A 14,319-nucleotide genomic window follows, 5' to 3' on the forward strand; every position below is an offset into this window, starting at 1 on the left:
TAGACAATATAACAACTAAAAATTTAAATACAATGAAAATTAAAACGCTTGTCGCTGTTTTGCTCCTTTCGGGTGGAGTAACCAGCACTTTCGCACAAAGTGATTGTAATGCCAATAGTAGTATTTCACATGAGGCAGTAAGAGCGAAGAATTATAAGGATGCCTATGCTCCTTGTATGGAGGTTCTGAAAGACTGTCCGACACTGAGATATTACACTTACACCGATGCACAAAAAATCCTTGTAGGTCTGATGAGCCAGATAAAGGACCGTAACTCTGCAGAGTATAAGAAACTGTTTGATGAACTGATGGCGGTACACGACCAGAAGATGAAGTACATCCCTGAGTTCGCTACAAAAATGAAGGGTGTGCCGAGTGTCGCTTCTGCATTGGGTACGAAGGCAGTGGATTATTTGCAATATTCACCGGCTCCGGACTTGAATCAGGCTTATGCATGGCTGAAAGAGTCTGCCGAAACCGCTAAAGGCGAATCTGACGGTGCCGTGCTGCATTATTTCATTGATGTGTCCATGCAGAAAGTAAAAGCCGACTCTAATCATACAGACCAGTTCTTCCAGGATTATATCAATGCTTCGCAGTATGCCGATGACGCTATTGCCGCTGAAGATAATCCTAAGAAAAAGACTGTCCTGCAAACAATCAAGGATAATTTGGTAGCTATGTTCGTAAACAGCGGCGTGGCCGATTGCGAATCCTTGCAGAATATTTACGGTCCGAAAGTTGAGGAAAACAAATCCGATTCTGCTTTCCTGAAAAAGACTATCACTGTCCTGAAAATGATGAAGTGCAATGAAAACGAGGCATACTTCAAAGCTTCCGACTATTTGTACCGTATTAATCCGACTGCCGACGCTGCAGTAGGTGTGGCATATATGTATTATAAGAAAGGTGATTATGATACTGCTGTGAAGTATTTCGACGAAGCATTGGGTATGGAAACAGACAATGCGAAAAAGTCCGAAATGGCCTATGCTACTGCTGCCGCTTTGTGGCAGGCAAAGAAATTGTCTCAGGCAAGAACTTATGCCCAGAAAGCTATCAGCTATAACGAAAGCTACGGTGAACCCTATATTCTGTTGGCGCAAATGTATGGGTCGAACCCCAATTGGAGCGACGAACCAGCTTTGAACAGATGTACTTACTACGTAGTTATCGACAAATTGCAACGCGCTAAAGCGGTAGACCCGAGCGTTACGGATAAAGTAAACGAATTGATTTCAACGTATGCACGCCATACTCCGCAGGCTAAAGACCTCTTTATGTTGGGTTATAAGGCCGGTGACCGTATTACGATTGGCGGTTGGATTGGTGAGTCTACAACCATTAGATAAGAATATGTCGCTACAACCGAACGTTGTCAGACATAAGAATATGAGCATAACCATTGCCCTTGGGGTAATGGTTATGCTTCTTTTATTTTCTTCCTGTTCCGGACGGAAAAAAGAAATGGGAGCTGCCATTACCGAACGCGATTCGTTGCCGGTTATGGATACCAAAGGGGTGACGACGCTGATTTCCGATTCGGGTATTACCCGTTATCGTATCAATACGGCGGAGTGGCTGATTTACGACCGGAAATCGCCTTCTTATTGGGCATTCGAGAAAGGTATTTACCTGGAAAAGTTCGATTCCGTATTTCATACGGAGGCCAGTATCAAGTCCGATACCGCTTATTATTATGATAAGAGCAAATTGTGGAAACTGATAGGAAATGTGCATATACAGAACTTGAAAGGCGAGAAATTCGATACGGAGTTGTTGTATTGGGACCAGAACAAACAGCGCGTATATTCCGACAGAAGAGTGCGTATAGAGCAGCCCGACCAGATAATCTACGCTATCGGTTTTGAATCGAATGAACAATTGACGAAATACCGTTTCTTCAAGACGGAGGGTATCTTCTATGTGGACGAGGATAGCACCGCGCCTTCTGATACATTGAGAACAGACAGCATCGAATGATATAATGGATACTATTATTTACTTGTTGATAACCATGGCTTTCTCCGCTTTCTTTTCCGGCATGGAGATTGCTTTTGTTTCCGTAGACAAACTCCGTTTTGAAATGGAGCGGAAACCGGGCGTTACGTCGGGCATACTTTCTTGCTTCTTCCGTAACCCGAACAATTTTATTTCCACGATGCTGGTGGGAAATAACATAGCACTGGTTATCTACGGTATCCTTATGGCTCAGATTATCGAAGTACACCTGCTGGCAGGCGCTATCGACAATCATTTTGTTATGGTGCTGGTACAGACCGTCATATCCACGCTCATTATTCTTGTAACGGGAGAATTCCTCCCCAAAACTTTGTTCAAGATTGACCCGAACCTGATGCTGCGGGTATTTGCAGTTCCCTTGTTTATTTGTTATGTCGTTTTGTTCCCTGTGTCCAAGTTCGCTTCCGGGTTGTCTTATCTTTTCTTACGCCTGTTCGGTATGAAGATAAATAAGGAAGCGTCCGAAAAAGCGTTCGGTAAAGTCGATTTGGACTATTTTGTGCAGTCGGGCATAGAGAATGCTGCCAATGAGGAGGAACTGGATGCAGAAGTGAAAATATTTCAGAACGCACTCGATTTTTCGAATATAAAGATACGCGACTGCATTGTGCCCCGTACGGAAGTGGTGGCGGTGGATACGACAACCTCGCTTGAGGATTTGAAAAGCCTGTTTGTAGAGTCGGGTATCTCCAAGATTATTGTGTACGACGGGAATATAGACAACGTAATCGGCTACATCCATTCATCCGAGATGTTCAGGAACCCTGCGGATTGGAGAAATAATGTCAAGGAAGTTCCTATTGTACCCGAAACAATGGCAGCGCATAGGCTGATGAAACTCTTTATGCAGCAGAAAAAGACGATTGCCGTCGTTGTAGATGAGTTCGGCGGTACATCCGGCATCGTTTCTTTGGAAGACTTGGTAGAAGAAATATTCGGAGATATCGAGGACGAGCACGATAATACCTCTTATGTGTGTAAGCAAATAGGCGAACACGAGTATGTGTTGTCCGCACGTCTTGAGATAGAGAAAGTAAACGAAACTTTCAATCTCGAACTTCCGGAATCGGATGAATACCTTACGATAGGCGGATTGATTCTGAGCCGTTACCAGAGCTTTCCGAAGCTGCACGAGGTGATAACTGTCGACGGATATCAATTCAAGATAATAAAGGTGACTGCCACTAAAATAGAGCTGGTACGATTGAAAGTCATGGAATAATTTCGTTTCAGCGTAAATTTTTAAAGAATAAATAGATGCGTATTAGCATTTTTTGTATCTTCGTGCGCTAAAATGAACATTGAAAAGAAAATAATAATAAACAAGTAATTCATATTAACTAAAATGGCAACATTACAAAACATTCGGTCTAAAGGGCCCTTATTGGTGATTGTTATTGGTTTGGCGCTGTTTGCCTTCATCGCGGGAGACGCGTGGAAAGTACTTCAGCCGCACCAGTCGCAAGATGTAGGTGAAGTGAACGGGGAAACGATTTCCGCTCAGGATTTTCAGGCATTGGTAGAGGAATATACGGAAGTCGTAAAATTCTCCAGTGGCATGAACGCATTGAGCGATGAACAAACCAACCAAATCAAAGACGAAGTATGGAGAGCATACGTAAACAATAAATTGATTGAGAACGAAGCGAAGAAGCTGGGTTTGACCGTTTCCAAAGCGGAACTTCAGGCTATTATCGATGCCGGTACGCACCCGATGTTGCAGCAGACGCCGTTCCGCAACCCGCAGACCGGTGCTTTTGATAAAGATATGTTGAAGAAGTTCCTGGTAGACTACTCTAAGATGAACAAGGCACAGTTGCCGGCTCAATATGCGGAATATTACGATTCTATGTACAAGTTCTGGGCTTTCGTCGAGAAATCGCTCGTGCAGGCACGCTTGCAAGAAAAATACCAGGCCTTGATTACGAAATCCCTGTTCTCTAATCCGGTAGAGGCAGAGGACGCTTTCAATGCGCGTGTAGACCAGTCCGACCTGTTGCTGGCTGCCGTTCCTTATTCTTCTATTGTAGACTCTACAATCGTCATTAAGGAATCCGACCTGAAAGAGGCTTACGACAAGAAGAAAGAACAGTTCAGACAATATGTAGAAACTCGTAACATCAAATATATCGATGTACAGGTTACTGCAAGCCCGGAAGACAAGGCCGATATCCAGAAAGAAGTGGAAGAATATACTGCACAGTTGTCCGAAAATCCTTCCGATTATGCAAACTTCATCCGTTCGACCGGTTCTACCCAGCAGTATGTAGACCTGTATTATACGGAAAAGGCACTGCCTTCTGATGTCGTTGCCCGTTTGGATTCTGTGAAGGTAGGCGGTGTGTACGGTCCTTACTATAATGCATCGGACAATACAATCAACTCTTTCAAGAAGCTGGCTACTGCTGCTATGGCCGACTCTATCCAGTATCGTCAGATTCAGGTTGTTGCAGAAGATGCTGCCAAGACCAAAACGCTGGCCGATAGTATTTATACGGCTATCAAGGGTGGTGCTGATTTTGCAGAGATTGCTAAGAAATATGGCCAGACGGGTGAGCAGACGTGGATTTCTTCTGCTAACTATGAAGGCGCCCAGGTAGACGGCGACAATTTGAAGTATATTACCGCCATTACTACTTTAGGTCAGAATGAGTTGACTAACCTTGCTTTGGGACAAGCGAACGTTATCCTGCAAGTAACGGGTAAGAAAGCGGTAAAGGATAAATATAAAGTGGCCGTAATCAAACGCCCGGTTGAATTCAGCAAAGAAACTTATAGCAAGGCATACAATGATTTCAGCCAGTTCATCGCCACCAACAATACGTTGGACAAGCTGGTTGCCAATGCAGAAGATGCCGGTTACAGACTGTTGGATAGAACCGACCTGTATAGCTCGGAACATGGTATCGGCGGTGTGAAAGGAACAAAAGAGGCTTTGAGATGGGCATTCGCAGCAAAAGCGGGTGAAGTTTCGGGGTTGTATGAGTGCGGTGAAAGCGACCATATGATGGTAGTAGCCGTTACAAGCATCGTACCGGAGGGTTACCGTCCGTTGGCTATGGTAAAAGAACAGTTGAGAAGCGAAATTCTCCGTGACAAGAAAGCCGAAAAGATTATGGCCGACATGAAAGCAGCCGGTGCGACTTCTTTCGACCAGTATAAGAATATGGCAAATGCCGTCAGCGATTCTGTTAAACACGTTACTTTCGCAGCTCCGGCTTATGTGCCGGTATTGCGTAGCAGCGAACCGCTGGTGGGTGCTTATGCCTCGATTGCCGAGTTGAATAAATTGAGCGCTCCTATCAAGGGTAAGGGCGGAGTATTCGTTCTTCAACCCTATGCTAAGGAAAAACTGAACGAAACTTATAATCAGGAAACGGAAGAAGCTACATTGGAAAGTATGCATGCACGTATGGCAAATCAGTTTATCAACGATTTGTACTTGAATGCAGACGTGAAAGATAATCGTTACCTGTACTTCTAAGAAAATGGAATGAATCTATAATACTTGGAAAGCCGTCCGATAAATGTCGGGCGGCTTTTTTATTTTGTGCAACTTTATTCCTACCTTTGCAAAGGATAATTCATCGGTTCAGCGCAGGGAACACAAAATTTCGCAGAGAAGAAAACGCTATGAGAGACTTTCTGCTCTTTGCGGCGAACCGGCTTCACGTTTTATCGTAAATGTACAATTAGAATGAAACAACCTCTTTTAGGTCTTACGCTAACCGAGTTGCAAGCAGTAGTGAAAAATCTGGGAATGCCCGGATTCGCAGCTAAACAGATTGCTTCGTGGCTATATGATAAGAAAGTAACTTCCATTGATGAAATGACGAACTTGTCGTTGAAACACCGGGAGCTGCTGAAAGATATATATGAGGTGGGAGGCGAAGCTCCGGTAGATGCCATGCGGTCGATAGACGGTACGGTGAAATACCTCTATCGTGCGGGAGAAGGACACTATGTGGAAGCTGTCTATATTCCGGATGAGGATAGGGCGACGCTATGCGTATCTTCCCAGGTGGGTTGTAAGATGAATTGCAAGTTTTGCATGACAGGCAAACAAGGGGTCACTGCCAATCTGACTGCCAACCAGATAATCAACCAGATAAATTCCCTGCCCGAACGGGATAAGCTTACCAATGTGGTAATGATGGGTATGGGAGAACCTCTGGACAACCTCGATGAAGTGCTGAAAGCATTGGAAGTGATGACGGCTTCTTACGGTTACGGCTGGAGCCCGAAGCGGATTACGCTTTCTTCCGTAGGATTGCGTAAAGGGTTACAACGCTTTATCGAAGAGTCGGACTGCCATTTGGCAATCAGCCTGCATTCGCCCGTGTCCTTACAACGGCGCGAGCTGATGCCTGCCGAGAAGGCCTTTTCCATTACCGAGATTGTAGAACTGTTAAGAAACTATGATTTTAGCAAACAGCGCAGACTATCTTTCGAATATATTGTTTTTAAAGGAGTGAACGATTCACTGCTATATGCCAAGGAGCTGCTGAAGCTGTTGCGCGGTTTGGAATGCCGTATCAATCTGATTCGTTTTCACGCTATTCCGGGAGTCCGGTTGGAAGGCGCCGATATGGAAACGATGACAGCATTTCGCGACTATCTGACGTCGCACGGATTATTCACTACTATCCGAGCTTCCCGTGGCGAGGATATATTTGCTGCTTGCGGTATGCTTTCGACCGCCAAACAAGAAGAGAATAAAGAAGAATTAATATAAATTATTAACTTTGGCGTCAAGCTTATAGGGCTTTTTCGTAGTTTTGTAGAAATTAAAAAAGATAGATATATGAAGAAACACCTGTTTTATTTGAGTATGGCCCTGATACTCGCACTCTTTTCTGCGTGCGGTAACGGCAAGAAGGGTGTGTTTACTCCGACATCCAGTGGTCGGGCGTATGAAATTTTGGTCGTGGTGGAGCCGGGATTGTGGGAACGTCCTGCCGGTCGTGCCCTCTATGATGTACTCGATTCGGATGTGCCGGGATTGCCCCAATCGGAGCGCTCGTTCCGCATTATGTACACTTCTCCTTCAAATTATGATGCCACATTGAAGTTAATCCGCAATATTATCATCGTTGAAGTGAACAAGGACTTGTACACACAGCCCAAGTTCAAGTATGCCAAAGATGTATATGCCTATCCGCAGAGCATCCTTACCATACAAGCGCCGGACGAGGCTACTTTCCAACAGTTTGTTACGGAAAACAAGCAAGTCATCATCGACTTCTTTACCCACGCCGAGATGAATCGCCAGATTGCCGTGCTGGAAACTGCTCATAGCGACTATATATCGACGAAAGTGAAAAGCATGTTTGATTGCGACGTATGGGTACCGAGCGAGCTGACTTCTACCAAGCAGGGAGAGAACTTCTTCTGGGCAGGTACGAATGCTGCTACCGGCGACCAGAATTTCATTATCTACTCTTACCCTTATACAGACAAGGACACATTTACTAAAGAGTACTTTGTACAGAAGCGCGATTCGGTGATGAAAGTCAATATTCCCGGTGCGAAGGAAGGTATGTACATGGAAACCGATTCACTGATGACGGATGTACGTCCTATCAGCGTACAAGGCGAATATGCTTTGGAAGCCCGTGGCTTATGGCGCGTGAAAGGCGACTTCATGGGTGGCCCGTATGTGTCCCATGCCCGTCTGGATAAAGCCAATCAGCGTATTATCGTATCTGAAATATTTATATATTCGCCCGATAAGATGAAACGTAATCTGGTGCGCCAAATGGAGGCATCGCTCTATACGTTGAAATTGCCGGGAAGCAAGCAACCGAATGGAAGTGAAATACCTTTAGGGGTAACAAAAGAAGATTCTACTAAAACAGAAAAATAAGAATGGAAGATAACAAGATAAGAGTCGGCATAACTCAGGGAGATATAAACGGAGTAGGGTATGAAGTAATTTTGAAAACCTTTTCAGACCCTACGATGCTGGAGTTATGTACTCCGATTGTTTACGGTTCGCCTAAAGTGGCTGCCTATCATCGCAAATCGCTGGACTTGCCGACGAATTTCAGCATTGTCAATTCGGCATCCGAAGCAGCGCCTAACCGCTTGAGCATCGTGAATTGTACGGACGATGAAGTGAAGGTTGAGTTCTCTAAACCTGACCTTGAAGCGGGTAAAGCCGCCCTCGGCGCTTTGGAAAAGGCGATTGAGGAATACAAGGCCGGTCTGATTGACGTCATTGTCACTGCACCTATTAACAAACACACTATCCAGTCGGAGGAATTCTCTTTTCCCGGGCATACGGAGTATATCGAGGAGAAGCTGGGCAATGGCGGAAAGGCCTTGATGATTCTGATGAAAGACGATTTCCGTGTAGCATTGGTGACGGGGCATATCCCTGTACGGGAGATTGCGTCTACTCTTACTAAAGAACTGATACAGGAAAAATTGGTTATCTTTAGCCGTTCGTTGAAGCAGGATTTCGGTATCGGAGCGCCGCGTATTGCCGTGCTTTCGTTGAATCCGCATGCCGGCGATGAAGGCTTGTTGGGTACGGAGGAACAGGAAATAATCATCCCTGCCATTAAAGAACTGACGGAAAAAGGTATGTTATGTTACGGTCCTTATCCGGCCGACGGCTTTATGGGTTCCGGTAACCTCACCCATTTTGACGGCGTACTAGCAATGTATCACGACCAGGGACTCGCCCCGTTCAAGGCGTTGGCAATGGACGAAGGCGTGAACTATACTGCCGGGCTTCCGGTAGTGCGTACTTCCCCTGCCCATGGCACGGCTTATGACATTGCCGGAAAAGGGCTTGCATCCGAAGACTCCTTCCGCCAGGCCGTTTATGTGGCAATCGATGTGTACCGTAACCGTTTGCGCGAGAAAGAGGCACATGCCAATCCCCTGCGGAAACAGTATTATGAAAGACGTGACGACAGCGACAAACTGAAACTCGACAGTGTAGAAGAAGATTTGTAGTATGACGAAAGCGGAAATACAACAAGTAAAATTACGTTTTGGTATTATCGGTAATAATGAGGCGCTGATGCGTGCCATTGATATTGCCATTCAGGTAGCTCCTACCGATTTGTCGGTGCTGATTACCGGGGAGAGTGGTGTGGGTAAGGAAAGCTTCCCGCAGATTATCCACCAGTACAGCCGGAGGAAGCACGGGCAATATATTGCCGTAAATTGCGGTGCTATCCCCGAGGGAACAATCGATTCGGAACTTTTCGGGCATGAGAAAGGCGCTTTTACCGGTGCTATCGGCGAACGGAAAGGTTACTTTGGCGAGGCGGACGGCGGAACGATTTTCTTGGATGAGGTAGGCGAGCTTCCTATGCCTACGCAGGCGCGTCTGCTTCGTGTACTCGAAACGGGAGAATTTATCAAAGTCGGTTCGTCCAAAGTAGAAAAGACGAATGTCCGTATCGTAGCTGCTACCAACGTAAATCTGGCACAGGCGATTGCCGACGGACGTTTCCGCGAAGACCTCTACTACCGTCTCAATACGGTTCCTATCCAGGTTCCTGCTTTGCGCGAGCGCGGAGAGGACGTCGTATTGTTGTTCCGCAAGTTTGCGTCGGACTTTGCCGAAAAGTACCGTATGCCCGCCATTCAACTGACCGAAGACGCCAAGCAAATGCTGCTGGCCTATTCGTGGCCTGGTAACGTGCGCCAGTTGAAGAATATAACGGAACAGGTTTCCATTATTGAAACCAACCGCGAAATCAATGCTGCCATATTGAAGAACTATCTGCCCGAACAGAATAACGCACAACGTTTGCCCGCCCTGTTCGGCGTAAAGAGTGAAAGCAAGAGCTTTGAGAGCGAGCGCGAAATCCTGTACCAGGTACTTTTTGATATGCGCCAGGATGTTACAGAGCTGAAAAAGCTGGTGCACGAGATTATGGCCGAACGGGCGGCTGTGGGAAATCAGGCCGTTACATCTGCCGCCTACTACACACCTGCTTCCGGAGTAGTCGCCTCCGTGCCCGCTTCGAGAGTGCCTACCATAATACGCCCTTCCGTAAAGCCGTCCCCCGAAATGGACGATGATATTCAAGATACGGAAGAATATGTGGAAGAATCCCTTTCACTGGACGAAGTGGAGAAAGAGATGATACGCAAAGCACTTGAAAAACACCACGGAAAACGCAAGAGTGCAGCTAAGGATTTGAACATTTCGGAGCGCACGCTATACAGAAAGATAAAAGAATATGAATTGGATTAAAAAGACAACATTGTTCGTGGCAGTAGTAGGGCTGGTGTGCGTGGTATATTCCTGCCGGGTTTCCATAGGACTCGCTCCGATTAGCTCTATCGATTACAGCAAAGTCAAGACAATCACGATTGCCGAATTTCCTAACCGTGCCGAATATGTGTACGCCCCTATGACTACGGAGTTCAACCAGAAACTTAAGGATATGTTTATCCAGCAGACACGTCTGCAACTGGTGAATGCCAACGGCGATTTGGAAATAGACGGCGAGATAACCGGCTATAACCAGTATAACGAGGCTGTTGCCGCCGACGGTTATTCTTCTAAAGTAAAGCTGACCATGACCGTCAATGTGCGTTATGTAAACAATACCAACCACGAGGAAGACTTTGAACAGCAGTTCTCCGCCTTCCAGACTTACGATTCGTCTTTGCTGCTGACCGACGTGCAGGACGACTTGATAAGCAAGATGATAAAAGATATCACAGAACAAATATTCAACTCAACCGTAGCTAACTGGTAATCGAAGAATGACTTCCGTTCATCTGCAACAATGGATACAGCATCCTGAAATGTTGAATAAGGACACCTTGTACGAGCTCCGTACATTGGTGGCGCGTTATCCTTATTTCCAGTCGCTCCGGTTGTTATACCTCAAGAACCTCTATCTGCTGCACGACATTACATTCGGTGCGGAACTGCGTAAAGCCGTGCTGTATGTGGCAGACAGACGCGTCCTGTTCTATCTGATAGAAGGCGACCGCTATACGCTGAAATCCCGGAAATCGTCTTTGCTTTCCTCCAAAGTGCTGGAAGAAGAACCCAGTGTAGACCGTACGCTTTCGTTGATAGACGCTTTCCTTGCGACCGTTCCCGAGGAACATTCGCAAGCCACCGAGCTGGATTATACAATGGACTATACTACCTATCTGTTGCAAGATAACGGGCAGTCCGGTTCGGAAACTGCCGGCGGGCAGGAAGTCCCTAAACTGCGCGGACACGAACTGATAGACGGATTTATCCGTAGGAGCGAGGCGGCGGAGTTGTCCGTGCCTGAAAGACCGGTATCTCTTGAAGAAGAACCGGAGCTTCCGGTAGAAAAAGCGGAGCCTTCCGAGGAAGCAAAAATACCCCTTGGAGAAAAAGAACATACCCCGGCACTCCTTCCGGAAGATGAGGCATCCCTTTCCGGAGAGGACGAAACGGAGGAAGAAGTACCCGTGGAAGACGGCATAGACGACAGCTGTTTTACAGAAACTTTAGCTAAAATCTACATTAAACAGCATAGATATGATAAAGCACTTGAAATTATTAAAAAATTAAGCTTGAATTATCCAAAAAAAAATGCTTACTTTGCAGACCAAATAAGATTCTTAGAGAAATTGATTATTAACGCTAAATCGAAATAACAAAATGTACTTATTATTAGTTATCTTAATGGTGATTGCATCCGTGCTGATGTGTTTCATTGTGTTGATTCAGAATTCCAAGGGCGGCGGTCTGGCTTCGGGCTTCTCATCATCCAATCAAATCATGGGTGTACGCAAGACTACCGACTTTCTGGAAAAGGCAACATGGGGACTCGCCGTATTTTTGGTGGTGATGAGTGTTGCTTCCGCCTACGTAATTCCTTCCGTTTCCAATAAGGGCGGCGATGTAATTCTGGAGCAGGCACAACAAGAAGAAAAGACAAATCCGTATAATATGCCCGTAGGTACGACTGCTCCGCAGGCCGAGCAACCCGCTACGACAGCTCCTGCAACGACTGCTCCGGCTACTGATGCCGCAGAACCTGCCGACAACAACTGATATTGAGGAAAGAAGCAAGTGACTTGCGAGTTTAAGAAATAAAGCGAAACCATGAATTCTATGATTAGAATGAGTGGTTTCGCTTGTTTTTTTATATGATTTATCAGTGCCGGTAACGAAGAGGACAATCTATTGCTACTGAAATATAACTTGGATTAAATAAAAAATAAAATGACAGAACAAATTAAACAGAAACTGAACGACTCCAAGACATTACGTTGGAGCGTTCTTGCCCTGGTCGCTTTCACAATGTTATGCGGCTATTTCCTCACGGATGTGATGTCTCCGCTGAAACCGATGCTCGAGAAAGAACTGCTTTGGGATAGTTTGGATTACGGGTTCTTTACGAGCGCCTACGGTTGGTTCAATGTATTCCTGCTGATGCTGATTTTCGGCGGTATCATCCTGGATAAAATGGGAGTACGTTTCACCGGAATGGGAGCTTGTCTGTTAATGGTGTTCGGTTGTGGATTGAAATACTACGCAATCTCTGCCACTTTCCCGGAAGATTTGCTGATTTTAGGGTTTAAGATGCAGGTAGCTCTGGCGGCACTGGGATATGCAATCTTCGGTGTCGGTGTGGAAATAGCCGGTATTACCGTTTCCAAGATTATCGTAAAGTGGTTCAAAGGAAAAGAAATGGCTTTGGCTATGGGGCTTGAAATGGCTACGGCACGTATCGGAACCACGCTGGCTATGGTGTTGACAGTGCCGGTGGCAGATTTATTCGGCTATACGGACGAAGCGGGTGCATTCCATACCAATATCCCCGCACCGATTCTTTTCTGCCTGATAATGTTGTGCGTAGGTACGGTTGCATTCTTCATTTATACCTTCTATGATAAAAAGCTGGATGCCTCGCTCGATGCCCAGGGAGTTGAGCCGGAAGAACCGTTCCGCATGAAAGACGTCGTCTTTATCATTACCAATAAGGGATTCTGGCTGATTGCCCTCTTATGTGTGCTGTTCTATTCCGCCGTATTCCCGTTCATCAAGTACGCAGCCGACTTAATGGTGCAGAAATACGATGTTGCTCCGACGCTGGCAGGAACAATACCCGGACTATTGCCGATTGGGGCAATCATATTGACCCCGCTTTTCGGCTCGTTGTACGACCGTATCGGTAAGGGAGCTACCCTTATGGTGCTCGGCGCTGTAATGCTGATATTCGTACATACCATGTTTGCACTTCCTATTCTGAACGTATGGTGGTTTGCCACTATCATTATGATTATACTGGGGTTTGCCTTCTCGCTGGTTCCTTCGGCCATGTGGCCTTCGGTTCCTAAAATTATCCCGGAAAAGCAGTTAGGTACGGCGTATGCGTTGATATTCTGGGTGCAGAACTGGGGCTTAATGGGCGTTCCCCTGTTGATTGGCTGGATTCTGAACTCCTATTGCAAAGGTCCGGTAGTGGACGGTGTGCAGACTTACGACTATACATTGCCTATGGCTGTCTTTGCAGTGTTCGGCGTACTCGCCTTGGTTGTGTCGCTGTTGCTGAAGGCAGAGGATAAAAAGAAAGGTTACGGTCTGGAAAAGGCCAATATACAAAAATAAGTTCGTCCCGGTATAAAACGGTTGAAACATGGAAACACCCAAAGGAAAAGTAAACCTGCTGGATGCTGTTCCCGTTCAATGCGGACACATTACTACCGAATGGGAAGGGGAGTACGCAGTACTTTCCTTCCCCCGGTTTAAATACGACTGGATGCGCCGTTTGTTACTGCCGAAAGGCATGTCCTCCGATATCCATGTGAAGCTGGAAGAACACGGTACTGTCGTGTGGCGTTTGATAGACGGGCAGCGGACTGTACAGGAGATAATCGACCTGCTTGCCGGGCACTTCCGGGACGAAGATAATTATCCTTCCCGTGTCGCAACCTACATCACGCAGTTGCAGAAAGACGGGTTTATTCAGTTGAAAGTTAAAAGTTGAGAGTTGAAAAAAAGTTGAGAGTTGAAAGTTTCCATGCCACCATTATAGCGCAACCGAACTTTCAACTCTCAACTTTTAACTTTCAGGGACATTCAGTAAATAGAATAAAATTAGCCAACTAATTCATACTTAAAGTATTGCGAATTAGTTGGCTTTTTTGTATCTTTAGGTATTCCCCCGCAAACAAGGTTTGACGGCCCAAACGGGGGAAATACCTCAACTAAGATATGGCTAAGATACAAAATATTTCAGAAATTCACCCTACTTTGGGCTTTACAGAATTTGATATTCTGGAAAAATATCGCAAGAGTTTTAATGAGAGTGAGCTTGGCAGGCTTCA

General features: G+C 45.9%; 13 protein-coding genes. All 13 read left to right on the top strand.

What is annotated here, in order from left to right:
• Positions 1-32 precede the first annotated feature (32 nt).
• The 13 genes from C233_RS0117390 (at position 33) to C233_RS0117450 (ending at position 13,979) form a co-directional block, all read left to right on the top strand.
• On the top strand, positions 33-1,352 hold the full coding sequence (locus C233_RS0117390) for a tetratricopeptide repeat protein (protein ID WP_025069073.1): 1,320 nt from the start codon (positions 33-35) through the stop codon (positions 1,350-1,352).
• A gap of 4 nt (positions 1,353-1,356) precedes the next feature.
• Entirely contained in the window at positions 1,357-1,983 is a 627-nt protein-coding gene (lptC, locus tag C233_RS0117395) for an LPS export ABC transporter periplasmic protein LptC (protein WP_025069074.1), read from the top strand.
• Positions 1,984-1,987: 4 nt separating this feature from the next.
• Positions 1,988-3,244, top strand: coding sequence for a hemolysin family protein (locus tag C233_RS0117400; protein ID WP_018668826.1), 1,257 nt, complete (start codon positions 1,988-1,990; stop codon positions 3,242-3,244).
• A 123-nt stretch (positions 3,245-3,367) separates the two neighbouring features.
• A complete protein-coding gene (locus tag C233_RS0117405) occupies positions 3,368-5,506 on the top strand; it encodes a peptidylprolyl isomerase (RefSeq protein ID WP_018668827.1) in 2,139 nt (712 codons plus the stop codon).
• A 213-nt stretch (positions 5,507-5,719) separates the two neighbouring features.
• Positions 5,720-6,757: a dual-specificity RNA methyltransferase RlmN gene (gene rlmN / locus C233_RS0117410; protein WP_025069075.1), complete on the top strand. Its 1,038-nt coding sequence runs from the start codon at positions 5,720-5,722 to the stop codon at positions 6,755-6,757.
• A 69-nt stretch (positions 6,758-6,826) separates the two neighbouring features.
• The gene (locus C233_RS0117415; protein ID WP_018668829.1) at positions 6,827-7,888 is read left to right on the top strand and encodes a DUF4837 family protein; all 1,062 of its coding nucleotides are present in this window, start codon (positions 6,827-6,829) and stop codon (positions 7,886-7,888) included.
• A 2-nt stretch (positions 7,889-7,890) separates the two neighbouring features.
• Positions 7,891-8,988, top strand: a complete 1,098-nt coding sequence (gene pdxA / locus C233_RS0117420; protein ID WP_018668830.1) for a 4-hydroxythreonine-4-phosphate dehydrogenase PdxA — start codon at positions 7,891-7,893, stop codon at positions 8,986-8,988.
• 1 nt (position 8,989) lies between these two features.
• Positions 8,990-10,243 (top strand): sigma-54 interaction domain-containing protein, encoded by a 1,254-nt coding sequence (locus tag C233_RS0117425; RefSeq protein WP_018668831.1) that lies wholly within the window; start codon positions 8,990-8,992, stop codon positions 10,241-10,243.
• Positions 10,230-10,754 carry an LptE family protein gene (locus tag C233_RS0117430; RefSeq protein WP_018668832.1) on the top strand — a complete coding sequence of 175 codons (525 nt, stop codon included), beginning with the start codon at positions 10,230-10,232 and terminating at the stop codon, positions 10,752-10,754. Before C233_RS0117425 ends, C233_RS0117430 begins: the two co-directional genes overlap by 14 nt.
• Before the next feature lie 7 nt (positions 10,755-10,761).
• Complete coding sequence (locus tag C233_RS0117435) at positions 10,762-11,640, top strand: hypothetical protein (protein WP_025069076.1); 879 nt, start codon at positions 10,762-10,764, stop codon at positions 11,638-11,640.
• Positions 11,641-11,644: 4 nt separating this feature from the next.
• Positions 11,645-12,040, top strand: a complete 396-nt coding sequence (gene secG, locus C233_RS0117440; RefSeq protein WP_025069077.1) for a preprotein translocase subunit SecG — start codon at positions 11,645-11,647, stop codon at positions 12,038-12,040.
• Between the two features lie 171 nt (positions 12,041-12,211).
• The gene (locus C233_RS0117445; RefSeq protein WP_018668835.1) at positions 12,212-13,600 is read left to right on the top strand and encodes an MFS transporter; all 1,389 of its coding nucleotides are present in this window, start codon (positions 12,212-12,214) and stop codon (positions 13,598-13,600) included.
• Positions 13,601-13,628: 28 nt separating this feature from the next.
• Positions 13,629-13,979 (top strand): PqqD family peptide modification chaperone, encoded by a 351-nt coding sequence (locus C233_RS0117450; protein WP_018668836.1) that lies wholly within the window; start codon positions 13,629-13,631, stop codon positions 13,977-13,979.
• Positions 13,980-14,319: the final 340 nt, after the last annotated feature.

The sequence above is a fragment of the Bacteroides gallinarum DSM 18171 = JCM 13658 genome, from assembly GCF_000374365.1.
Lineage (GTDB): Bacteria > Bacteroidota > Bacteroidia > Bacteroidales > Bacteroidaceae > Bacteroides > Bacteroides gallinarum.